The sequence below is a fragment of the Paraburkholderia ferrariae NBRC 106233 genome (assembly GCF_000685035.1).
GTDB lineage: Bacteria > Pseudomonadota > Gammaproteobacteria > Burkholderiales > Burkholderiaceae > Paraburkholderia > Paraburkholderia ferrariae.
On record NZ_BAYB01000002.1, the window covers coordinates 364,184 to 387,865 of the forward strand.

General features: G+C 65.9%; 17 protein-coding genes. 10 read left to right on the forward strand and 7 right to left on the reverse strand.

Annotation, left to right across the window (positions count from 1 at the left end):
* Positions 1–5 precede the first annotated feature (5 nt).
* Complete coding sequence (treF, locus tag BFE01S_RS37055; RefSeq protein WP_042337081.1) at positions 6–1,697, reverse strand: alpha,alpha-trehalase TreF; 1,692 nt, start codon at positions 1,695–1,697, stop codon at positions 6–8.
* Between the two features lie 428 nt (positions 1,698–2,125).
* Here treF and pobA point away from each other — a divergent pair, with 428 nt between their 5' ends.
* Positions 2,126–3,298 (forward strand): 4-hydroxybenzoate 3-monooxygenase, encoded by a 1,173-nt coding sequence (gene pobA, locus BFE01S_RS01950; RefSeq protein WP_028224141.1) that lies wholly within the window; start codon positions 2,126–2,128, stop codon positions 3,296–3,298.
* 48 nt (positions 3,299–3,346) lie between these two features.
* Here the strand turns inward: pobA and BFE01S_RS01955 are convergent, their stop codons facing one another.
* From BFE01S_RS01955 to BFE01S_RS01970, 4 genes are all read right to left on the reverse strand, one after another.
* A complete protein-coding gene (locus tag BFE01S_RS01955; protein WP_028224142.1) occupies positions 3,347–4,399 on the reverse strand; it encodes an Ldh family oxidoreductase in 1,053 nt (350 codons plus the stop codon).
* Positions 4,400–4,443: 44 nt separating this feature from the next.
* Positions 4,444–5,937, reverse strand: coding sequence for a DASS family sodium-coupled anion symporter (locus tag BFE01S_RS01960; RefSeq protein WP_028224143.1), 1,494 nt, complete (start codon positions 5,935–5,937; stop codon positions 4,444–4,446).
* Between the two features lie 263 nt (positions 5,938–6,200).
* Positions 6,201–6,533 carry a hypothetical protein gene (locus tag BFE01S_RS01965; protein WP_028224144.1) on the reverse strand — a complete coding sequence of 111 codons (333 nt, stop codon included), beginning with the start codon at positions 6,531–6,533 and terminating at the stop codon, positions 6,201–6,203.
* 209 nt (positions 6,534–6,742) lie between these two features.
* Positions 6,743–7,420, reverse strand: a complete 678-nt coding sequence (locus BFE01S_RS01970) for a DJ-1/PfpI family protein (protein ID WP_028224145.1) — start codon at positions 7,418–7,420, stop codon at positions 6,743–6,745.
* 236 nt (positions 7,421–7,656) lie between these two features.
* On the opposite strand from BFE01S_RS01970, the gene BFE01S_RS37060 reads away from it, so the two are divergent.
* From BFE01S_RS37060 to BFE01S_RS01985, 3 genes are all read left to right on the forward strand, one after another.
* Positions 7,657–9,168: a peptide MFS transporter gene (locus BFE01S_RS37060; RefSeq protein WP_042336975.1), complete on the forward strand. Its 1,512-nt coding sequence runs from the start codon at positions 7,657–7,659 to the stop codon at positions 9,166–9,168.
* Between the two features lie 440 nt (positions 9,169–9,608).
* Positions 9,609–10,052 carry an HU family DNA-binding protein gene (locus BFE01S_RS01980; protein ID WP_028224146.1) on the forward strand — a complete coding sequence of 148 codons (444 nt, stop codon included), beginning with the start codon at positions 9,609–9,611 and terminating at the stop codon, positions 10,050–10,052.
* Between the two features lie 302 nt (positions 10,053–10,354).
* Positions 10,355–11,263, forward strand: coding sequence for a LysR substrate-binding domain-containing protein (locus BFE01S_RS01985; RefSeq protein ID WP_028224147.1), 909 nt, complete (start codon positions 10,355–10,357; stop codon positions 11,261–11,263).
* Between the two features lie 184 nt (positions 11,264–11,447).
* Here the strand turns inward: BFE01S_RS01985 and BFE01S_RS01990 are convergent, their stop codons facing one another.
* The gene (locus tag BFE01S_RS01990) at positions 11,448–12,632 is read right to left on the reverse strand and encodes a porin (RefSeq protein ID WP_028224148.1); all 1,185 of its coding nucleotides are present in this window, start codon (positions 12,630–12,632) and stop codon (positions 11,448–11,450) included.
* A 202-nt stretch (positions 12,633–12,834) separates the two neighbouring features.
* Positions 12,835–14,331 carry a YhjD/YihY/BrkB family envelope integrity protein gene (locus BFE01S_RS01995; protein WP_028224149.1) on the reverse strand — a complete coding sequence of 499 codons (1,497 nt, stop codon included), beginning with the start codon at positions 14,329–14,331 and terminating at the stop codon, positions 12,835–12,837.
* 248 nt (positions 14,332–14,579) lie between these two features.
* Between BFE01S_RS01995 and fdnG the strand changes: the two genes are divergently transcribed.
* The 6 genes from fdnG to selB all read left to right on the forward strand — a co-directional run bounded on the left by fdnG (position 14,580) and on the right by selB (position 23,653).
* Entirely contained in the window at positions 14,580–17,651 is a 3,072-nt protein-coding gene (fdnG, locus tag BFE01S_RS02005; protein WP_156966870.1) for a formate dehydrogenase-N subunit alpha, read from the forward strand.
* 10 nt (positions 17,652–17,661) lie between these two features.
* Entirely contained in the window at positions 17,662–18,597 is a 936-nt protein-coding gene (fdxH, locus tag BFE01S_RS02010) for a formate dehydrogenase subunit beta (protein ID WP_028224152.1), read from the forward strand.
* Positions 18,584–19,210: a formate dehydrogenase subunit gamma gene (locus BFE01S_RS02015; RefSeq protein WP_028224153.1), complete on the forward strand. Its 627-nt coding sequence runs from the start codon at positions 18,584–18,586 to the stop codon at positions 19,208–19,210. Before fdxH ends, BFE01S_RS02015 begins: the two co-directional genes overlap by 14 nt.
* A gap of 103 nt (positions 19,211–19,313) precedes the next feature.
* On the forward strand, positions 19,314–20,246 hold the full coding sequence (fdhE, locus tag BFE01S_RS02020; protein ID WP_028224154.1) for a formate dehydrogenase accessory protein FdhE: 933 nt from the start codon (positions 19,314–19,316) through the stop codon (positions 20,244–20,246).
* Between the two features lie 12 nt (positions 20,247–20,258).
* The gene (selA, locus tag BFE01S_RS02025; RefSeq protein WP_028224155.1) at positions 20,259–21,737 is read left to right on the forward strand and encodes an L-seryl-tRNA(Sec) selenium transferase; all 1,479 of its coding nucleotides are present in this window, start codon (positions 20,259–20,261) and stop codon (positions 21,735–21,737) included.
* A complete protein-coding gene (gene selB, locus BFE01S_RS02030) occupies positions 21,734–23,653 on the forward strand; it encodes a selenocysteine-specific translation elongation factor (RefSeq protein ID WP_028224156.1) in 1,920 nt (639 codons plus the stop codon). Before selA ends, selB begins: the two co-directional genes overlap by 4 nt.
* Positions 23,654–23,682: the final 29 nt, after the last annotated feature.

Genomic DNA, 23,682 nt, shown 5'->3' on the forward strand with positions numbered 1-23,682 from the left:
GCGGCTTACGGCGTGGCCGGCAGACCTTTCATCGAAGTCGAAGTGGAGGTGTGCGGGTACATGAGGAGCAACGCGCGCAGCACGCCGTTGGTCCATCCGAAGCCATCCTGCAGCGGATATTCTCCGCCGCCCGCCGATGTCGCATTGGCTGCCGCCGCGCTCACGTCATACTTTTCCACGAGCTTGTGGGTGCGCCGGTAGTAGAGGAGGTTGGTCGCGATCCAGCGCGTGGCGATGGTCTGGGCCAGGGCGTCTTCGCCGTAGCGGCGCAAGCCCATGACCGCGAGGTACTGCAGCGGCGCCCAGCCATTGGGCTCGTCCCACTGTTGGCCGGTCGATACCTGGGTCGTGGCGAGGCCGCCCGGCCGCAGCAGGCCCGCGCGCACGGTCGCGGCCACTTCGCGCGCCTGCTGGCGCGTTGCGATGCCCGTATAAAGCGGCAGCACCGTGGCCGCGGTGAGCCGGTGCGTGAGCCGGCCGTGAACGAAGTCGTAGTCGGTGAAGGCATGCAGCTTTGGGTCCCAGAGCACGCGGTCGATCGCGGCGGTGCGTTGCTGGGCGCGCTGCGAAAACACCTGTGCTTCGCTCGCATCGCCCTTCAATCCATAGGCCTTCGCGAGCGTGCGTTCGAGATCGGCGAGCAGGCTGTTGAGATCCACGGGAACGAGCGAGGTGACTTCGATGGTGGCGAGCGTGCGATTGTCCGCCAGCCAGCGCGAGCTGAAATCCCAGCCCGTTTCGCCGCCTGCGCGCAGGTTGCGCCACAGATCCCCGGGGTCGCGCTGCGGCGTGGCCTTCGCGGTCAGCACGTCTTCGCGGTACGACTCGTCGCGCGGCGCGGGGCGCGCGTCCCAGTAGCGGTTGAGCAGCGTGCCGTCGGCCAGCCGCACCACGTGGCCGGCTGCCTTGCCCGGCTTCAGCCCTTGCGCGCCCTCCATCCAGTAGTCGTATTCCTTGCGTAGCTGCGGGAGGTAGCGCAGATAGACGGCGTCGCCGTCGCGCTGCGCGGCGAGGCTCACCATCTGCGCGAAGAACGGCGGCTGCGAGCGGCTCAGGTAATAGCTGCGGTTGCCGTTGGGAATGTGGCCGTAGCGATCGATCAGGGTAGCGAAGTTGTTGAGCTCGTCGAGCGAGAGGGCATGGCGGCCGCTCGCTTCGAGCCCGAGCATGATGAAGTACGAATCCCAGTAATAGATCTCGTTGAAGCGGCCGCCGGGCACGACGTAGGGATACGGCAGCGGCAGCAGCGACGACCCTGTGTGCTGCGCGGCGTCGGGGTTGCGGCGCAGCACGTTCCAGAGCGTATCGATATGGGCCACCACATCCTGGTTCGGATCGGAAACATAGTGCCCATCGGCCTGCGGCGGCGCGGAAAAATAGCGTTGCACGAACTGCGTGAGCGCCGCCTTGCGCGCCGTGCGGTCGCGCAGCCCGGCGTTCTGTTGCTGCCAGCTTGTGTAGGCCGAGGCGACTTCTTCCGGTGGGACCTTGGGGATCATGTCGGCGAAGGTCTTGCTGTCCGGATAGATCTGCGCGAGTTCCACGTCTCGATAGAGCAGGCCGTAAAGCTCCGAGGGCGGCAGCGGTTCGACCTGGAGGCGCTGCCCGGCGGCTACGCCTTGAGCAGCCGGTTGCACGGGCGCCGGGACGGCCGGCGCATCTGCTGCTTGCGCCGCTTCCATGGAAGAAGCCGCCATCCCGAACGTGGCGGCGAGGGCGATGCCGAGCGCAACGGCCGAGGCGACGCCTGCCGCGCGCGCGCCGCGCTGTTTCGTATGGGAAAGTGTAGGGAAAAAGCGTAACGGATTCGGCATGGCTCTCGTGTGCGGTTAAGCGAAAGACGGTCCGGCCGCGCGGCATCGCGCCCGCAGCCAGCGGGTCAGGCAGGTCGAGCGGATGGGCGCCAGCAATTCGCGTTCCGCCCGGGGGAGCGCGACGGCTATCGTGCCGGCAACCCTGCCTGATGCTGTATCTAAAATTGAGATAATTCATATTCACCGTATCGCGTTGCGCGATATCCCGCCGGGCAGCCAAACTTGCGCAAAACGAATTTCAACGAGCAACACCTTTCATGAAACCAGAGTAGGCGCTAAAGCGCCAACTCCGGTTGACAGGAGACAGCGTCATGCGCACTCAGGTTGGCATCATCGGCGCAGGCCCGGCGGGCTTGCTGCTTTCTCATCTTCTTCATCTGCGTGGCATCGATTCGGTGGTGCTGGAGCGGCGCGGCCGCGACGAGATCGAATCGACGATCCGCGCCGGCGTGCTCGAGCAGGGCACGATGGACCTGCTGACCGAAGCGGGCGTGGGCGAGCGCATGAAGGCGGAGGGGGCCGTGCACCACGGCTTCGAACTGGCCTTCGAAGGCCAGCGCCGCCGCATCGACCTCACCGGCCTCACCGGCAAATCGATCACCGTCTATGCGCAGCACGAGGTGCTCAAGGACCTCGTCGCCGCGCGCGTGGCCGCCGGCGGCAAAGTGTTCTTCAACGTTTCCGATACCTCGATTCACGGCATCGAAACCGATCACCCGTCGCTTCGCTTCGTGTACGAAGGCGAGCCGCACGAAGTGCAGTGCGATTACGTGATCGGTTGCGACGGCTTTCATGGCGTTTCGCGCGCCGCGATTCCGGCCGTGCGCCGCGAGGACTACGAGCGCGTCTTTCCGTTCGGCTGGTTCGGCATTCTCGTGGAGGCGCCGCCGTCTTCCGACGAACTGATCTATGCGCGCCACGAGCGCGGTTTCGCGCTCGTCAGTACACGCTCGCCGAATGTGCAGCGCATGTATTTCCAATGCGATCCCGCCGATTCCGTCGATCGCTGGTCGGACGACCGCATCTGGTCGGAACTCCATGCGCGGGTCGATTCCTCGGACGGTCAGCACGTGGTGGAAGGGCGGATTTTCCAGAAGAACATCGTGGGCATGCGCAGTTTCGTTTCGGCAACCATGCAGCATGGCCGGCTGTTTCTCGCGGGCGACGCGGCGCATATCGTGCCGCCTACGGGCGCGAAGGGCCTCAACCTCGCCGTGGCCGACGTGCGCGTGCTCACGGCGGCGCTGGTGGCGTTCTACAAGGAAGGCCGCACGGATCTGCTGGACGCCTATAGCGAAACGGCGCTGCGCCGCATCTGGCGTGCCGAGCACTTCTCGTACTGGATGACGCGCATGATGCACCGCCTCGACGACGCTTCGCCCTTCGAGCAACGCCTGCAGGTGGCGGAACTGGAGCATGTCACGACCTCGCGTGCGGCGGCGACCGCCATGGCGGAAAACTACGTGGGGGCCGTCGCCGTATAACGGTGGGCGGCTGCGGGGTGAATGCCGCGCCCGCCCCATTCGACGGCGCTAGACGGCATCGAGCGTCGCAATGCCCAGTTCCGCGGCGAGTTCACCGAACGGCTTTTTCACGGAGTCGGGCAGGTCGATCGTGACCGTATGGCGCGCGCGGTTGGCCGCTTCGTACTGGCCGGGGTACTGCACCGGATCGTCGGGGTTTTGCGGCGGGCACCCCAGCAGATAGTCGAGAAACGATTCCACTTCCTGCGAGCGCCACGTCTGGTTGAAGTCCACCTGCGGATCGAGCACGAGCGCGAAGAGATTGTTGGTCGCGATGCCGTTGCGCGGATTGTCGGGGTGGATCGTGCCGCCGCCCGAAAGCACGCCGGCCAGCAGCTCGGCGACGAGGCCGAGTGCATAGCCCTTGTGTGCGCCGAACGGCAGCAAGGCGCCCGGCGGGTCCGCGAACAGCACGTTCGGGTCCGTGCTCGGGTCGCCGTTGGCGTCGATGAGCGAGCCTTCCGGCGCGGGCCGGCCGTTTTCGGCAAGCACGCGCGCCTTGTTCATGGCAATGGCGCTCGTTGCGATATCCACCACGAACGGCGGCCGCCCGCCCGGCAGCGGCCCCGCGAAGCACAGCGGATTCGTGGTGAGCCGCGCCTCGCGCCCGCCATACGGCGCGACGACGGGCGGCCGGTTCACCACGTTGCTGAACGCGAGCAGCACGTAGCCCTGCTGCGCGACCATCTCGCCGTACTGCCCCATGCGCCCCAGGTGGTGGCTGTGGCGCAGCGTCACGATGCACTGGCCGTGCTCGTGCACGCGCGCAATGGCGTCGTCGATCACCACCTTGCCCACGTGCTGGCCGAAGCCGTGATGGCCGTTGTAGCCGATCAGGCTGCCGCGGTCCACGACGCGCTCGGGGCGCCCGTCGGGCGTGACGAAGCCCGCTTCCACGCCGCGCTTGTAGTTCGGCAGGATCGAGAGCCCGTGGCTCGAGTAGCCCACCCGGTCCGATTCGACGAGATGGTCGGCCACGTCGGCGGCGATGTCGGCGGGCACCGAGAGTTTCATCAGCACGTCGGCGGCGAAACGGCGTGCGTCATCGATTGCGACTTCCATCTGCGGCTCCTTGCCGGTTGTGCTTCAACGAGGATGTGCGCGCGTCAGATCCAGCCCAGCCAGCGCCACCACGTGGCGGCGAAAAGCAGCAGTAGCGCGTAGCCCACGATCGTCAGCGCGATGCCCACGCGCGCGAACTGCTTCGCGGTGAAGGTGTCAGTGGCGAGGCACACCATGTTCTGCGGCGCGTTGATCGGCAGAATGAAGCCGAAGCTCACCACATAGCCCAGCAGCATCGTGAGCCCGAGGCGGCTGAAATCGCCCTGCATCGACTGCAGCACCGAAATGAGGATCGGCAGCATGGCCGAGGTGAGCGCCGTCGCGCTGGCGAAGCCAAGGTGAATCACGATCAGGAATGCCGAGAGGATGGCGAACGCGGCGAACGGTCCCGCCGTGTCGAGCCCCGTGTGATGCGCGACGAGTTCGCCCAGCCACTGGCCCGCCCGGGTCGTGAGCAGCGCGGTGCCGAGGCTGATGCCCACGCCGAACACGATCACCGTGCCCCACGGAATGCGGTTTTGCACGGTCTTCCAGTCCATCACGCCGAAGCGCGGCAGCATCAGCAGCACGAGGCCGGCATAGGTGACCGAGGTGGTGTCGAAGGGGTGCAGCTTGCCCTCGGTGGCCCAGAACAGCAGCAGGCCCACGGAAACGCCCAGCAGCCTCTTTTGCGCCCCCGTCATCGGGCCGAGTTCGCGCAGCGAGCGCTCGACCGCTTCCTTGCCGCCGGCGATCGCATCCGTCTCTGGCGGCAGCATCTTGAGCACGAGTACGAGCAGCACGGCCGACATCGCAATCGCCCACGGCGCCCCTGCGATCAGCCAGTCGAGCCAGGTCACGCGGCCGCCCAGCACCTTGTCCATGAAGCCCACCGTGAGCAGGTTCTGCGCGGCGGCTGTCTGGATGCCCACGTTCCAGATGCTGGTTGCCTCGGCCACCACGATCATGATGGCGGCGGCGATATTGGAGCGCTTGTCCACGCCGAACGCGGAGATCACGCCCACCATGATCGGCACCACGCAGGCGCTGCGCGCGGTGGCGCTCGGCACGACGAGCGAGAGCACGATGGTGACCGCGATCGCGCCGATCAGGATGCGCCGCGTGGTGGTGCCGATGAGCGAGAGGGTGACGAGCGCGATGCGCTTGTCGAGCCCCGTGACGGTCATCGCTGCGGAAATGAACAGCGCGCCGGCTACGAGCGCGAGCGCCGAGTTCGAGAAACCCGCGAGCGCCATGCCGATCGCTTTGGAGGTGCCGTAGTAGACGCCGGGATCTTCGATGGTGGGCGCGGTGCCGATCAGAAACGCCATCAGCGAAGTGATGATGATGGCGCTCGCTTCGTAGGAGACGGCTTCGGTGAGCCACACCACCACGGCGAAGGCGAGGATCGCGAGCATGCGCTGGCCGGCGGGCGGCAGGCTGGCCGGCAGCGGCAGGAGCATCACCACCACGAGCGCGACGATACCTGCGATCAACCCCAGCGGAATGTTCTTTTTTGGTGCGGGCGCGGGGACGGCATCGGGTTTCGATACGTTCATGGGCCTGGGCTCCCGTGATGAGCGTGCGTGCAACGACGAACGGCAGGGCAAGCGTAATCGTTTTGAAGGACGAATGCCCCCAAGCTGTTCAAATGCGTCCGGTGGCTGTGCGGGGGGCTTGCCGTTGGACGCCTTGTCCTCCAGAAACGACACACCCCGTGTTCCTTTCGGAAACACGGGGTGTGTTGCGCGTTCGAAGGCGGGTCGCTGCTGCGCCCAGTCCCGCCTTCGACGTGTCGGCCGATGCCGGAGCGTTGGCCGGATTACTGGCTTGCGCCGGCGGCGGGCATGGCTTTCTTTTCGGCGTTCTGGAGGTTCTGCGGATAGTTCGGGTCGTTCACCCCCGGGTTGTAGCCGTTTTGCTCGAGCTTCTTCAGTTCGGCGTTGTTCTTCGCGCGCGCGGCCTTGCGTTCCGCTTTGTGCTGGGCTTTGGCCTGTTTCTTCTTCTCGGCCTTCGTGAGCGGCTGGGAGGCGGCAGCCGCCGGTGCGGCGGCTGCCGGCGCGCTCGCGTCCTGCGCATACGCGGGCACGGCCGTGCCGATCAGAAATGCGGCAGTGGCCGCGGCGAGAATCGGCATGCTGGTGGAAAGACGCATTGACTACCCCTTCTGGTTGGTTGGTATGGGCTTGCCAGGGTGAAGCGGCAAAAACGCGCAGCATGGTGTGGCGACCACGCATGCCATGCTGCGGCCGGGGCGAAAGCCCCTCGTGCAATGTATACGATGCGCATGGCAGTGAATAGCGCGAAAAGACCCTGAGCAACGACTCTGGGTGTCAGGGGAAGGCGCCGTTTCCGTTCGAGCCGTCAGAGTCTTGCTGCAGCTTCTTGAACGATGCGCGTGCGCGTGGCAAGCGACTCGGCGTTCTGGGCCCGCACACGCTCCACGATGGTGCGCGGCGCGGTCTCGGGGCTGCCCGCGTTGAAGGGAGGCGCGGGCGCATATTCGAGCCCGAGTTGCAGCGCCTGGGCCGCTTCGTCGCCGCTCAATTCGGCTGCGAGCGTCAGTGCGAAGTCGATGCCGGCCGTGATGCCGCCGCCCGTGATCACGTTGCCGTCGCGCACCACGCGCTCCTTCACGGCAATCGCGCCGAGCGGCGCGAGCAGTTCGTGGAAAGCCCAGTGCGTGGTCGCGCGGCGCCCCTTCAGCAAGCCCGCGGCTCCCAGTACGAGCGCGCCCGTGCAGACGGACGTGACATACCGCGCGCCCGCGGCCTGGCGGCGCAGGAAAGCGAGCGTTTCCTCGTCGGGAATCAGGTCGCCCACACCGCTGCCGCCCGGCACGCAGAGCACGTCGAGTTGCGGGCAGGTTTCATAGGTCGTATCGGGCGTCAGGACGAGGCCGGTGCTCGACGTGATACAGTCGCGCGTTTTCGAGATAAGCCGGACCTCCGTGTCCGGCATGGACGCGAGCACGTCGTAAGGCCCCGTAAGGTCGAGCTGCTGCACGCGAGGAAAGATGAGAAAGCCGATTTGAAGCGCCATGGCGAGGTTCCGTGCGAGGTGTGGAAAGGAGGGCAGTGGGCCGGTTGCCGCCGGTCGATTGCCACTCTATTGCCGGGAATACGCGCCAGGCCGCCAAAAAAGGCGTATTTGCTGCCAGTGGCGGAGCACCGGCCGGCGGCCGGCTTCCGGGTGTCCCGCGAAGCCCCGTGCCCGCTGCATCTGCCCGGCGGAGTAAAGTCGGCGCCCGTCGCAGGCGCCCGCAGACAAGGAGTGACATGACTACCCCCGCTTCCCGGACCCGCTCGTTTACAACGGTCTTCCTGATCGAAATGTGGGAGCGCTTCGGCTACTACGGCATGGCCGCGCTGCTCGTGCTGTTCATGGTCGGCCAGCTCGGCTTCGACGACAGCCGCGCGAACCTCACTTGGGGCGCCTTCACGGCGCTCGTTTATGCGGCGCCGTCGATCGGCGGATGGATCGGCGACCAGATTCTGGGCGCGCGCCGCTCGATGGTGGTCGGTGCGCTCATCCTCGCAGCCGGCTACCTGATGCTCGCGATGCCCGACGACAGCCTGCACCACATGTACGCCTCGCTCGGCGTGATCGTGGTGGGCAACGGGCTCTTCAAGTCGAACGCGGCGAACCTCGTGCGCCGCATCTACGAGGGCGACGACGCCCGGCTCGACAGCGCCTTCACCATCTATTACATGGCGGTGAACATCGGCTCGACGGTGTCGATGCTCGCCACGCCCTGGATCAAGGATCACTGGGGCTGGCACGCCGCGTTCGCCGTGTGCTGCGCCGGCATGCTGCTCGGCGTGCTCAACTTCCTGCTGATGCGCCGCACGCTCGCGCATATCGGCTCCGTGCCGGACGACGCGCCGATCAACTACCGTTATGCGGCTTACGTTGCCGTGGGCGCGGTAGCGCTGGGCGCGGGGACGACCTTCGTGCTGCAGCACAAGGCCGTGGCGGTGAGCTGCGTGTACGCGGCGGGCGTGGCGGTGCTCGCGGTATTCGCGTGGATGCTGATGCGCGCCGAGCGTGCCGAACGGGCGGGCCTCGTTGCCGCGCTCGTGCTGATGCTGCAGGCCATCCTGTTCTTCATCTTCTACCAGCAGATGTCCACGTCGCTCACGCTCTTCGCGCTGCGCAACGTCGATCCGGGCTTCACGCTGTTCGGCACGACGCTCTTTAGCTGGAGCGCAGCGCAGTTCCAGGCGCTCAACCCCATCTGGATCATGCTGCTTTCGCCGCTGCTCGCCTCGCTCTATACCTCGCTCGCGCGCAACGGGCGCGACATGCCGGTCGCGGTGAAGTACGCGCTCGGCTTTGCGGTGGTCGCGGCGGGCTTCTTCGTGTTCGCGGCGAGCGGGCGCTATGCCGTCGACGGGCGCGTGTCCTCGTGGTTCATGGTGGGCGGCTACGGCCTCTACTCGCTCGGCGAGCTGCTCGTGAGCGGCCTTGGCCTCGCGATGGTCGCACGCTACGTGCCGGCGCGCATGAGCGGCTTCATGATGGGCGCGTATTTCGTGGCCACCGGCGTTTCGCAGTATCTCGGCAGCGTGGTTGCGAACTTCGCCCAGATGCCCTCGGGCGAGCTCGAACCGCTTGTTTCGCTGCCGCTCTATACGCGGCTTTTCATGGGCCTCGGCTGGCTCGCGGCGCTCGGCATGGTGATCGCCATTGCGCTGCTGCCGCTCATGCGCCGCCTCTCGCGCGAGCATCACGAGAGCAATGTGGCGGCCCTGAAAGAAGCCGCTGCCCAGCGCGAAGGCGCACGCTGAGGTTAGCGCCGAACTGAGCCGCAGGCGGGCAGCGCAAGCCCGCATTCAGGCAACGCTTAAGATGACGCGCCCGGGACGTCCTGCACGCCCGGGCGCTTTGCTTTTTAAGGCGCGATAGCGGCGTGGCGGCGTTGCGCATGCCGCTGCGGCACGCGAGCACGGCGCCCGATCGCGCGAAAAGTGCGTGACGGTAGCGCTTTTGACGCAGTGTCTGACGGCTGCGCCTGCCTGGGGCTTCGGGTGTCGAGCGAGGCGAGGCACACGTTTACCCCTGTAAACAGGCGTCAAAATGAGTCCGGCAGTCAGTGCCGCGCAACAAATTTGCATTGGCGATGCAAAAGAGTCACGCAAAACGCTTGCGCGCTTGTAGAATCCGCCGTTGAAGCACATGCATTCCGCAGTGCTTTGTTGATTCACTGACCAACACTGGTAGGAGAAACATGCCGACTTCCGCAAAGAAAGTGGCCAAAAAGGCAGCTGCCCCGGCCAAGAAGGTTGCAGCAAAGAAAGCGCCCGCCAAGACGGCCGCAGCTAAGAAGGTCGCCGTGAAGGCGTCCGGCGCACCGGCGCCGATCAAGGACACCTTCACGAAGGCCTCGCTGGCTACGCACGTTGCCGAGCGCGCCGGTGTCGAGCCGAAGGCCGCCAAGGCCGTGCTCGCCGCACTGGAAGACACGATCCTCGGTTCGGTCCACAAGAAGGGCGCTGGCGAATTCACGCTGTCGGGCCTGCTGAAGATCGTCGTGCAAGCTGTGCCGGCGAAGAAGAAGCGCTTCGGCAAGGACCCGTTCACGGGCCAGGAGCGCTGGTTCCCGGCGAAGCCCGCATCGGTTCGCATCAAGGCACGCGCACTGAAGAAGCTGAAGGACGCAGCGACTGCATAATTGCAGCCTGTTGCTGTGTGTCGCAGCCCTTGGGTTTGCGGCACACGTCAGTACCCAAAGATCCCCGCCGGCGTCTCGTCCGCGGGGATTTTTCATGCGCGCTCGCTGGAGGGCTTGCGATTCATGTGGCTTGCCGGCTCCGGGCAAGGTGGTATGACATGACGAGGTTCAAGAAATTCATGTGCCAATGTTATAACTGGCAACTTGAAAGAATGACTGCTAAATTCCGGAATAAATGACGAAACGGCAATGTGAAATCTTCACGCTGCCGGGTATTTCGTAGTCAACCATTCCTGAATGTTATGCCTCCCTCCGATCTCCGTATCCGTCAGGTTGAAGCGTTTCGCGCCGTTATGCAGCGGCGCAACGTGACGCGCGCCGCCGAATCGCTAGGGGTTTCTCAGCCCGCTGTGAGCCGCTTGCTTGCCGACTTCGAGGCTGGCGTCGGCTTCGTGTTGTTCGAGCGGCGAGGCGGGCGTCTCGTGCCGACCGCCGAAGCGCATGCGTTGAACGAAGAGGTCGAGCGTGCATTCGTCGGCCTGGAGCGCGTGGCGCAGGCCGCCGGGCAGATTCGCGAGCGGCGCCGGGGCGCACTCTCGGTGGCCGCTACGCCGGATCTTGCCGCCGATTTTTTGCCGCGCGTGCTCGCGTCGTTCGCTCGGGAGCACGAGGGCGTCGAGGTGGCGCTGGTCGCGCACGAACCCGCCGCCGTGCTCGAAAGCGTGGGCGCGCAGCGCTGCGATCTGGGCTTCGTCGCGCAGTCGATGGTGCATCCGCAAGTGCGGCTCGCCATGCTCGGCGAATGGCCGATGCGTTGCATCGTGCCGCGCGGTTACCCGCTGGCGCGCAAGCGCGCGGTGAGTGCGGCCGATTGTGCGGGTCTTGCGTTCGTCTCGTTTGCCGGAACCAGCGAGCGGCGCATGAGGATCGATCAGGTCTTCGCGCAGGCCGGTGTCGTGCGGCGCGCAGGGGCCGAGGCGACGCTCGCGCAATCGGTCGTCGCACTCGTGGAGGCGGGTCTGGGGATCGCGCTGGTCGATCCGTTGAGTGCTACCGGCGCGGCTGCGCGTGTGGTCGTGAAGCGCTTTACGCCGGCTTTGCCGGAGGCGCTATACACAGCGCGTGCTGCGCGCAGGGAGGGCGAGGCGCGGCCGGCGCTTGCCGAGGCGTTCGTCGCTCACGCCGAGGCTTTGCTCGCGCGATTGCGCTGATTGGCGAGGGGTGTGGAGGGGTGTGCCGGGCTCGCGCCCATAAAAAAACCAGCTCTGGCTTGACACCGGGAGCTGGTTTCTGTGCTGCAACGTGTGGTTTTTAGCGGCCACGCCGTTTGAACACGGCCGGGACCGGTCTGGGACCGGCTCCGGCACCGGGCCGAAGCCCGGCTGTGCCGTTCTATTAGAACTTGTGGCGAATGCCGAGGCTGACCAGCTCTTGCGAGTTGGAAGCCGAGTTGTAGCCGTACGAGCCGATCGACGCGCCTGCCGACGTGCCCTGCGCCGCACCCGGCTCCTGGCCGTTGGCGTGCTGGTAAGCCGCGATGGCGTACAGGTCGGTACGCTTGGACAGGTTGTAGTCCGCGCCGAGTGCGACCTGGTTGTACGTGTTCGACGAGTCGCCCGAACCGTGCGTGTACGTGTAGCCGAGGCCGAGCAGCAGGGCCGGGTTCAGCTGATAGCCGAGGAAGCCGCCAGCGACGTTGTACTTCTGCGTCGAAGTGAACGTCGAGAAGCCGTCCGGCTTGAACTGAACGTTGCTGTAACGTGCGCTGAACGTGAACGGACCGGCGACGTACTGTGCTGCGATCGAAGCCGTGCCGATCGACTTGGCCGAAGCGTAAGCCTGGTTGATCTGGCTGTCGAACACGGCGCCCGACGTTGCGCCCGACGCCCAGCCCACCGTGCCGTCCGAATTCGTGCGGGCGGCCAGCGACGAAGCGTTGTCCATCATGAAGTAGCCAGCGGCCACGTTGAACGAGCCGACGCCGTACGTGCCTGCTGCACCCCAGCTTTGGCCCGAACCGGTCGAACCGGCAACGCCGCCGAGCGCGTAGAGGCCTTCGAACTGGAAGCCGTCGATGAGCGGCGAGGTGTACTTGATCGCGTTGTTCGTGCGCGAGCTGTTGTCGTTGTTATCGACGTCGCCCGGCGTTGCGAACGTGCTGCCGAAGTAGTTGTCAGCCGTAAGCGGCTGGATCATGTCGACGAGCGGGTCGTACTGGCGACCCAGCGTGACCGTACCGTACTGGTCCGAGGTCAGGCCGACGAATGCCTGGCGACCGAACATCAGGCCGCCCTGGCCGAGCTTGCCGGTGTTGACGTCAAAGCCGTTTTCCAACTGGAAAACTGCCTTCAGGCCGCCGCCCAGATCTTCCGTGCCCTTCAGGCCCCAGCGGTCGCCGGAGAGGTTGCCGCCGTAGAGGCCGATCAGGTTCTTGTTGTTGCCGTTGGCATCAACCGTGTTGTGGGCCCACTGGATCGATTCATCGATCACGCCATACAGGGTCACGCTGCTTTGTGCATGTGCCGTACCGGCAGCAGCCAGCAGTGCAAGCGAGAGGGTCGAGAGTGCGACTCGTTTCATCCAGATTTCTCCACGCAGATGATTGGTTTAGTTGTTGCGCGAAGCAGAATAACGCAGCACCTTCATTATCAAGAACTGAAAAAAATGACTGTCGCAAAAAGCTGACACGTTGCCTGCAAGCCTTATAAAACGGGGACTTGAGCGATTATTCCTGTTTTAGCAATATTAGATCGTTGACTGTGCATTATTGTTGTTTTTGATACTAGTTGCTTCCGGACGCCGGCTTGGGGTCCGTGGCGCCGGCGGCCGGTGCGTCTGGTTCGGCCTCGCCGGCGGCGTCGTGGCGGCGTCCCGCAGCGGCGGTCATGGCGATCGCGGCACCCGCGGCGAGCAGCACCGAACCCCAGGGATGGCGCTTGACGTAGCGGTCGGCGGCGGCCACCGTGCGGCCCGCATGGACGATCGTCAGCGCGGCGGCATAGGTGGCGCCGTCCTCCATGCGCACGACGGAGCGGCGGATCGGCGGTCCGGAAAGGCCACCGGGGCTGCGGGCGAAGACGCCGCCCTCGGCGCTGGCGCGCGCCATGGCCGGGAGCGGGGAGGCCGGGGCGGTGCCGGTCTGTGTGTCGAATGGCGTAGCCTCGGTCATCCCGGCGCGCGTGGCGGCGGCATAGAGCGGCACGTCGCCAGTCGAGTCTGTGGGCACTTTGGCGGACCCTTCGGCGACTGTTTTGCCCGCCCCGGCGCCCGGGTTTCCGATCGGCACGGAATGGGTGGCGCGGGCCGCAGCGGGATTGCCGTGCGGCGCGAGCACCGTGGAGGCGGCGAGCACGGAGGCGAGCTTGGCGCGGCTGCCCGGCGGCGTTTCCTCGAGGAAACCCCAGGCGCCGCGCGGGTCGTGCATGCGCCCGCGCGCCGCCGAAAACTCCGCGCCGAGCAGGAGCACGGCTGCGGAGAAGTACAGCCACATCAGCAGCACGGCGAGCGAACCGGCCGCGCCGAAGGTCGTGGCCATCCCCGCGTGAGCGAGATAGAGCGCGAAGAGCTTCTTGCCGGTCGAGAACAGCACGGCCGCGACGGCGCCGCCCACCAGCGCGTCGCGCCAGAGCACGTCGGCGTCGGGCAAAAAGCGCAGCAGCGCCGCAAAAGCGGCGGCCAGCACGATCAGGCCGACCGCGAATTGCAGCAGGTTTCCGATAATCACATAGGGAGAATTGCCCCACAGCCACTGCCCGACGAACGTGATCGCCGTGTCCAGCACGAGCGAGACGATCAGCAGGAATGCCACGCCCAGCACGAGCGAAAACGAAATCAGCCGTACCCGCACGAGCGCGAATACGCTGGAAGCGCGCTTGCCGTCCGGCGGCCAGACCACGTTGAGCGCGGCATGCAGCGACGAAAAGGTTGCCGAGGCACCGATCGCCAGCAAAGACAGCGAGACGATCGTGGCAATGCCGCCCGCCTTGCCTGCCCGGTGGGCGTTTTGCACGATGGTGGTGATGCCGGCGGCGGCCTCGTCGCCCAGTACGTTGTGAACCTGGCGGAACAGCTGGCCGCGCGCGGCGTCGTCGCCGAAGAACCAGCCGGCCACCGCAATCACCATGACGAGCGTGGGCGCGAGTGAAAACGCCGAGTAGAACGCGATGCTGGCGGCGAGCCCCGGGCAGCGGTCGTTGAAGAATTGCCGGCAGGCGCCGACCACCCACGACGCTTCCTTGCGCGCGGCCGATTGCAGTCGTTCGGGGGAGAGCGTGGCCATGATGTTCGTTCCGTGTTGCCGGCGTAGGGGCGGGTGCCGAGACGGCGGCCCGCGCAGGGCGGCCCGCGGGTTCCGCCTGCCGCCGCAGGCTGACTGCGGCGCAGCATCGCTTTTAATATAGCAAGCGCGATTCCTGGGCGCCTTCCATCTTGCAGATCGATCTGACTTTCCGGCCGTTCTGAGTGATCCGTCTCTGAAATTGCGCATATACTGAAACGACCCACAACTCGAATAGCCGAGGACGCACCATGCTGCAAATGTCCCGGCGTCAGTTCCTCAAGATCACGGCGACGTCGCTGGCGGGTTCCAGCCTCGCGTTGATGGGCTTCGCGCCCGACACCGCACTCGCCGAGGTCCGACAATACAAACTGGCGCGCACCACTGAAACCCGCAACACCTGCCCGTACTGCTCGGTAGGCTGCGGGATCCTCATGTACGGTCTGGGCGACGGCGCGAAGAACGCCACGGCCAGCATCATCCACATCGAGGGCGATCCCGACCATCCCGTGAACCGCGGCACGCTCTGCCCCAAGGGCGCGAGCCTGATCGACTTCATCCATAGTCCGGCGCGGCTGAAGTACCCCGAGTACCGCGCGGCGGGATCGACCGAGTGGAAGCGCATTTCGTGGGACGAGGCGCTCGACCGCGTCGCGAAGCTCATGAAAGAGGACCGCGACGCGAATTTCGTCGAGAAGACGGATGAGGGCAAGACCGTCAACCGCTGGCTGACCACCGGCATGCTGGCTGCATCGGCGGCCAGCAACGAGGTCGGTTATCTCACGCATAAAGTGGCCCGCAGCATGGGCCTGCTGGCATTCGACAACCAGGCGCGTGTCTGACACGGCCCGACGGTGGCAGGTCTTGCCCCGACGTTTGGCCGTGGTGCGATGACGAACCATTGGGTCGATATTCGCAATGCGGACGTGATACTGGTGATGGGCGGCAATGCGGCCGAGGCGCACCCGTGCGGCTTCAAGTGGGTCACGGAGGCGAAGGCGCACCGCAAGGCGCGGCTCGTCGTGGTCGATCCGCGCTTCAATCGCACCGCATCGGTGGCGGACTTCTATGCACCGATTCGCACCGGCACGGACATCGCGTTCCTCGGCGGCGTGATCAACTGGCTGATCTCGAACGACCGGATCCAGCACGAGTACGTGAAGAACTACACGGACTTCACGTTCATCGTGCGCGAGGATTTCGCGTTCAACGACGGCATTTATTCGGGCTACGACGCGCAAAAGCACACGTATCCCGACAAATCGTCGTGGGACTACGAACGGGGCGACGACGGCTTCGTGAAGACCGACCCGACGCTCCAGCACCCGCGCTGCGTCTACAACCTGCTCAAGCAGCACTATTCGCGCTACACGCCCGAAATGGTGGAGAAGGTCTGCGGCACGCCGAAGGAAAAATTCTTCAAGGTGTGCGAAATGCTCGCGAGCACGGCCGTGCCGGGGCGCGCGGGCACGGTCCTGTATGCGCTTGGCTGGACGCACCACTCGGTCGGCGCGCAGATGATCCGCACGGGCGCGATGGTGCAACTGCTGCTCGGCAACATCGGCATTGCGGGCGGCGGCATGAACGCGCTGCGCGGCCACTCGAACATCCAGGGGCTTACCGACCTCGGCTTGATGTCGAACCTGCTGCCCGGCTACATGACGCTGCCGGGCGAAGCCGAGCAGGACTATGACGGCTACATCAAGCGGCGTGCCTCGCAGCCGCTGCGGCCCAACCAGTTGAGCTACTGGCAGCATTACGGTGCGTTCTTCGTGAGCTTCATGAAGTCCTGGTGGGGCGATAACGCGACGAAGGACAACAACTGGGGATACGACTGGCTGCCCAAGCTCGACAAGCCTTACGACCTGCTGCAGACCATCGAACTCATGAACCAGGGCAAGCTCACGGGCTACATCTGCCAGGGGTTCAACGTGATGGCCTCGGCGCCGGACAAGGCCAAGACGCTGTCCGCGCTCGGCAAGCTCAAGTGGCTCGTCATCATGGATCCGCTGGAGACCGAAACATCGGTGTTCTGGAAGAAGTACGGCGACTATAACGACGTCGATACGGCTTCGATCCAGACCGAGGTGTTCCGCCTGCCCACCACGTGCTTTGCCGAGGAAAACGGCTCGCTCGTGAGTTCGAGCCGCGTGCTGCAATGGCACTGGAAGGGCTCAGATGCGCCGTTCGAGGCGAAGAGCGACCTGGAGATCATGTCGGGCCTCTTCCTGCGCATTCGCGCCGCGTACGAGAAGGACGGCGGCAAGTGCCCGGATCCCATCGTCAAGCTGACGTGGCCGTATTCGGATCCCGAGAGTCCGACGCCCGAGGAACTGGCGAAGGAGTACAACGGCCAGGCGCTTGCCGATCAGACCGACGCGAAGGACCCCACCAAGGTGCTCGTGAAGAAGGGCGCACAGCTTTCCGGTTTCGCGCAGCTCAAGGACGACGGCACCACGGCGAGCGGCTGCTGGATCTTCTGCGGCGCGTGGACCGAGGCGGGCAACCAGATGGGCCGGCGCGACAACTCGGACCCCACGGGCATCGGCCAGACGCTGAACTGGGCCTGGGCGTGGCCGGCCAATCGCCGGGTGCTTTACAACCGTGCTTCGTGCGATACGGCGGGCAAGCCCTTCGACCCCACGCGCAAGCTGATCGCCTGGAACGGCGCTGCGTGGACCGGCGCGGACATTCCCGACTACAAGGTGGACGAAGCGCCCGACCTGGGCATGGGGCCGTTCATCATGAATCCGGAGGGCGTGGCACGTTTCTTCGCGCGCGACGGGATGAACGAAGGTCCATTCCCTGAGCACTACGAACCTTTCGAGAATCCGCTCGGCTACAACCCGTTCCACCCCAACAACCCGCTCGCGACCAACAACCCGGCCGCGCGCGTGTTCCCCGACGATCGCGCCACGTTCGGCACGGTGCAGTCGTTCCCGCATGTTGCGACGACCTACCGGATCACCGAGCACTTCCACTTCTGGACCAAGCACGCGCGCCTGAATTCGATCATCCAGCCGCAGCAGTTCGTGGAGATCGGCGAAGAACTCGCGAAGGAGGTGGGCGTGGTGGATGGCGGGCGCGTGAAGGTGTCGAGCAACCGCGGCTATCTGATCGCGGTGGCCGTGGTCACCAAGCGCATCAAGCCGCTCACGATCGAGGGCAAGAAGGTGCATACGGTGGGAGTACCGCTGCATTGGGGCTTCACGGGTCTGACCAAACCGGGTTATCTGACGAATACGCTGACGCCGCCGGTGGGCGACGGCAATTCGCAGACGCCCGAGTTCAAGTCGTTCCTCGTGAAGGTCGAAAAGGCATAGGGGGCGCGATATGGCACTGCAATCACTCGATATCAAGCGCCTCTCCGCGACCACCACGCCGCCGCCTGGCGTGCGCGAGCCGGTCACGGGCACCGTGGCGAAGCTCATCGACGTCACGAAATGCATCGGCTGCAAGGCCTGCCAGACAGCGTGCATGGAGTGGAACGACCTGCGCGACGAGGTGGGCGTGAACCATGGGGTGTACGACAACCCCATGGACCTCTCCGAGCATTCGTGGACCGTGATGCGCTATACGGAGTACGAAAATCCGAACGGCAACCTCGAGTGGCTGATCCGCAAGGACGGCTGTATGCACTGCGAGGATCCCGGCTGCCTGAAGGCCTGCCCCTCGCCGGGCGCGATCGTGCAGTACACGAACGGCATCGTCGATTTCCATGAGGAGAACTGCATCGGCTGCGGCTATTGCATTGCCGGCTGTCCGTTCAATATCCCGCGGCTTTCGAAGAAGGACCATCGCGTGTACAAGTGCACGCTCTGCTCGGACCGCGTGGCCGTGGGCCAGGAACCGGCCTGCGTGAAGACCTGTCCCACCGGCGCCATCGTGTTCGGCACCAAGGAGGACATGAAGCAGCACGCGGCCGAACGTATCGTGGACCTCAAGGAGCGCGGCTTCGAGAACGCGGGCCTCTACGATCCGCCGGGCGTGAGCGGCACGCACGTGATGTACGTGCTGCACCACGCGGACCAGCCCTCGCTCTATCACGGCCTGCCCGACAGCCCGCGCATCAGCCCGTTCGTGCGGTTGTGGAAGGGCGTGGCGAAGCCGCTGGCGCTGGCGGGCATCGCGCTCGCCGCACTGGCGGGCTTCTTCCATTACACGCGGATCGGTCCGAACGAGGTGAGCGCCGAAGACGAAGCGGCCGCCGAGGAAGAGGCGCGCCGCATCAAGGGTGAACCCGAGGAGCGCGACGATGCAAGATCATGAACCGAAGCTGCTGGTGCGCTACACGGCCAACGAGCGCACCAATCACTGGATCACCGCGATCACCTTCGTGCTGCTCGCGCTCTCCGGTCTCGCGATGTTTCATCCGGCCATGTTCTGGCTCTCCGCGCTGTTCGGCGGCGGGCAGTGGACGCGCATCCTGCATCCGTTCGTCGGCCTCGTGATGTTCGTGTCGTTTCTGATCCTCGCACTGCGCTTCTGGCATCACAACTATCTCGACAAGAACGACGTGCAGTGGCTCAAGCAGATCGACGACGTGCTGCACAACCGCGAGGACAAGCTGCCCGAGATCGGCAAATACAATGCGGGACAGAAGCTGCTATTCTTCACCCTGGTGGCTTGTCTCGTGCTGTTGCTCGCGAGCGGCATCGTGATCTGGCGGCGCTACTTTTCGTTCTACTTTCCGATCGAGGTGGTCCGCATCGCTGCCCTCGTGCATGCGGCGGCGGCCTTCGTGCTGATCGTCAGCATCGTCGTTCATATCTATGCGGCGCTGTGGGTGAAAGGCTCGATCGGTGCGATGGTGCGCGGCACGGTTACGTGGGGGTGGGCGATGAAGCATCATCCGCGCTGGTTCCGCGAGAGCATCAAGTAGCCGGCGCGCCGCATCGGGCCTCGGAGCGAGGCCTCGGGAGCGTGCCAGCAAGCCGCCCGCCCGGCAGGGCGCGGCGGCTTTTTGTTTCTGGAGAACTCAAGCCGTGACGCAACGTATTCTCGAACCCCGCGAGATCGAGGCCCTCGATCCTTCCGCGATCCCGCGCATTCGCCTGCCCGAGCGCGCAACGCATTTCGCCGCGCGCGCCGAGCGGCTGCGCCACCTGGCGCCGCGCAGTCCCATCGGCGGATATGTCCGGCTGATGGCGGCGCTGGTCGATGCGCAGCAGGCCGTGCTCGAACACACGGCCGCGCAGATGCCCGATGCCGATGCTGTGGCGAACGCACAGCGCCATTCCATGCCGATCCTGCCCGCGCATTCCGGCGAGCGCGATCCGCAGTGGCGCGAGGTGCTGCGCCGCCTCCTGGATCATGTGGAAGCGGCCGGTGCGGTGGCGCCCGCGCTCGCGAAGGTGATCGACACGCTGCGCGCCATGAGCGACGCCGAACTCGACGCGCAAGCCGACGCCCTGCTCGCGCAGCGCTACGCCGAAGTCTCACCCGCTACCGCGCCCTTCATCATGGCCGCGCTCCAGGTGATCTGGACCGACCTCGCCAGCCGGCTCGACACGCGGGACATTCCTTATGTGGATGCGCCCGGCGCCTGCCCCGTGTGCGGCGTGCCGCCCGTTGCGAGCATCGTGCGCGTGGGCGGCGCGTACCAGGGCTATCGCTACGTGCAATGCAGCCTGTGCGGGACCGAAACGCACGTGGTGCGCGTGAAGTGCACGAACTGCGACTCGACTAAAGGCATTGCGTACCACGGCATCGATGGCGGCGACCCGGCGGTCAAGGCCGAATCGTGCGACGAGTGCCATACGTACCGCAAAATCGGCTATCAGGAGAAGGACCTCGATTTCGAGCCGCTGGCCGACGATCTCGCGAGCCTCACGCTCGACCTGTTGATGAGCGATGCGGGCTACCGGCGCGCGAGCCCGAATCCGCTGCTATGGCCCGACGTGCCGGCCGACCAATAACCGACAAGCCCGATGAGCGAAGCCGTGGGACAGGAAACGGAGCGCGACGCGCGCGCGCTGAATGCGTTGCTCGCGAGGGTGCCGGCCGTAGAGCGTGTGATTGCCTCCGCAGCGGCGCAACCGCTGATTGCCGAATATGGCCGCACGCAGGTGCTGGCAGCGATACGCGCCACGCTGGAACGATGGCGGCAAGACGTGCAGGCAAACGGCCAGGGCGGCGTGCCGGCAACTGGGCAAGGCGAGGCCGAGCCGTTCGCGCCGGAACGGGCGATCGGCGAAGCGGGACGTTACCTGGCGCAGCGCGCGCAGGGCCGGCTGCGTCCCGTGTTCAATTTGACGGGCACCGTGCTGCATACGAATCTTGGCCGCGCGCTGTTGCCCGATGCCGCGGTTGCCGCTGTCGTCCAGGCGCTGACGCAGCCGGCGAATCTGGAGTTCGATCTCGCAACCGGCAAGCGCGGCGACCGCGACGATCTGATCGACGACCTGATCTGCGAGTTGACCGGCGCCGAGGCCGCGACCGTGGTGAACAACAACGCCGCCGCCGTGCTGCTCGCGCTTTCGGCGCTTGCCACGCGCAAGGAAGTGGTGGTTTCGCGCGGCGAACTGGTCGAGATCGGCGGGGCGTTCCGCATTCCCGACATCATGAGCCGCGCCGGCGCGAAGCTGCGCGAGATCGGCACGACCAATCGCACACATCTCAAGGACTACGAAGCAGCCATCAATGCGCGCACGGCGCTGCTCATGAAAGTCCATTGCAGCAACTACGCCATTAGCGGCTTTACGAAGAGCGTCGAACTCGACGAACTCGCGCCGCTCGCGCGTGCGCGGGGCTTGCCCGTAGCGGTCGATCTGGGCAGCGGCACGCTGACCGACCTCACGCAGTGGGGCTTGCCGGCCGAGCCCACCGTGCGCGCGACCGTGGAAGCCGGTGCGGATCTCGTGACGTTCAGCGGCGACAAGCTGCTGGGCGGCCCGCAAGCGGGGCTGATCGTCGGCCGCAAGGAACTGATCGCGAAGATCAAGAAGCATCCGCTCAAGCGGGCGCTGCGCGTGGGCAAACTCACGCTGGCCGCGCTGGAGCCGGTGCTCAGGCTCTATCAGGCGCCGGAATTTCTGCGCGAAAGGCTCACCACGCTGCGTCTGCTTACGCGGCCAGCGGCGGAGATGCAGACGCTGGCCGAGCGCGCGCTGCCCACGTTGCAGCGCGCACTGGGAGACGCCTATGCGGCGAGCGTCGAACCCATGTTCAGCCAGATCGGCAGCGGCGCGTTACCCGTGGATGTGCTGCCGAGCTGCGGCCTGGTCGTGCGTCATGCGGGCAAGAGCGGCAGCGGCCGTGCGCTCATGAAACTCGAGCGGGCCTTGCGCGAACTGCCGCGCCCGGTGATCGGCCGCATTGCCGACGACGCATTGCGGCTCGACCTGCGCTGCCTCGAAAGCGCCGACGAAGCCGCTTTTATCGCGCAGCTGGCGGAGTTGCGCCTGTGATCGTCGGCACGGCCGGACATATCGATCACGGCAAGACCACGCTGGTCCGCGCGCTGACCGGGGTCGATACCGACCGCCTCAAGGAAGAGAAAGCCCGCGGCATTTCGATCGAGCTGGGCTATGCCTATGTGCCGCTCGCCAACGGCGAGGTGCTGGGCTACATCGACGTGCCGGGGCACGAGAAGCTTGTCCACACGATGGCGGCGGGCGCCTGCGGCATCGATTTCGCGCTCCTCGTGGTGGCCGCCGACGACGGCGTGATGCCGCAAACGCGCGAGCACCTCGCGATCCTGCAACTGCTTGGCGTGACCGAGGGTGCCGTCGCGCTCACGAAAACCGATCGTGTGGATGCCGACCGGCTCGCCGAGGTACGCGCGCAAGTCGCCGCATGGCTTGCCCCGACTGCATTTGCGCTCGCGCCGTGCTTCGAAACACGCGCCACGCAGGCGGGCGACGAAGGCGTGACGAGGCTCGACGCCTGGCTGCGCGAGCAGGCGATGGCGTGGCAGGGGCGCCGCGCGGACGGGCTCTTTCGGCTGGCCGTGGACCGCGTCTTTACGCTGGCCGGGCAGGGCACGGTCGTGACGGGTACGGTTTTCGCGGGTCGCGTGCAGGTAGGCGATACGCTCATGCTGGCACCTGCGGGGTTGCCCGTGCGCGTGCGCAGCATCCATGCGCAGAACCGCCCGGCGCAGGAGGGGCGAGCGGGGCAACGTTGCGCCCTCAACCTTGCGGGCATCGACAAGGCGCAGATCGTGCGCGGCGACTGGATCGTCGATGCGAGGCTCGCGCAGGGCGCGACGCGTATCGATTGCGAACTGAACCTGCTCGGCGACGCGGATCTCACGCTGCAGCACTGGACGCCGCTGCACGTACATCTGGGTACGGCCCACCGCATGGCGAACGTTGTGCTGCTCGACGGCGAGACGCTGGGGCCCGGCGAGCATGCGCGCGTGCAACTTGTTTTCGATACGCCGCTGGTCGCATTGCCCGGCGACCGGCTCATCGTGCGCAATGCCCAGGCCACGCGAACGGTGGGCGGCGGACGCGTGCTCGATCCGTTCGGGCCGGCCAGACGACGGCGCACGCCCGAGCGCCGCGCGTGGCTCGACGCGTTGCAGGTGTGGCTCGACGAAGGGCGTATCGACGCGTTGATCCAGCAGGCGCCGAGAGGCATCGCCCGCACCACGCTGACGCAATTGACGGGCTACGCCGCCGATGCGCTTGCGCTGCCTCGCGACGCTATCGAAATTGCAGCGCATGGCCGCGCGGACGACGGTGTCGTGATGGCGCGGCAGCACTGGGAACGGATGGCGGCGCGCATCGTCGAAGCGTTGCACGAATTTCATGCACGCATGCCCGACGAGCAGGGGCCCGATGCCGCGCGCCTGCGCCGTATCGCAGCGCCGCTCGTGACCGATACCGTCTGGCGTGCCGTAGTGGATGCGCTCGTGGAAGACGGCCGCCTCGCGCGCAGCGGGCCGTGGCTGCATCTGCCTTCGCATGCCGTGTCGCTCGATGCGCGGGAGGACGCGCTGGCGGCACGTTTGAGACCGTTGATTGCGCAAGGACGTTATGATCCGCCCTGGGTGCGCGATCTCGCGCGCGAGACGCAGCAGCCCGAGGAGGCCGTGCGCGCGCTGCTGCGCAAGCTCGCTCGGCTAGGCGAGCTGTATCAGGTCGTGCGCGATCTGTTCTACGACCGGGATGTCGTGCACGAACTCGCGCGGCTCGCGGCGCAAGTGGCGGCTGCCGAAGGCGGCTCGATTTCCGCCGCGGCGTTCCGCGATGCTACGGGCTTGGGCCGCAAGCGCGCGATCCAGATTCTGGAGTTCTTCGACCGCGTTGGATATACTCGGTTTCACCGCGAGCGGCACGTGCTGCGTGCCGATAGCCGGTTGCGTGACGTGCTGTGAATGCCGCGTGGTTGTCCGCGGTATGTCAG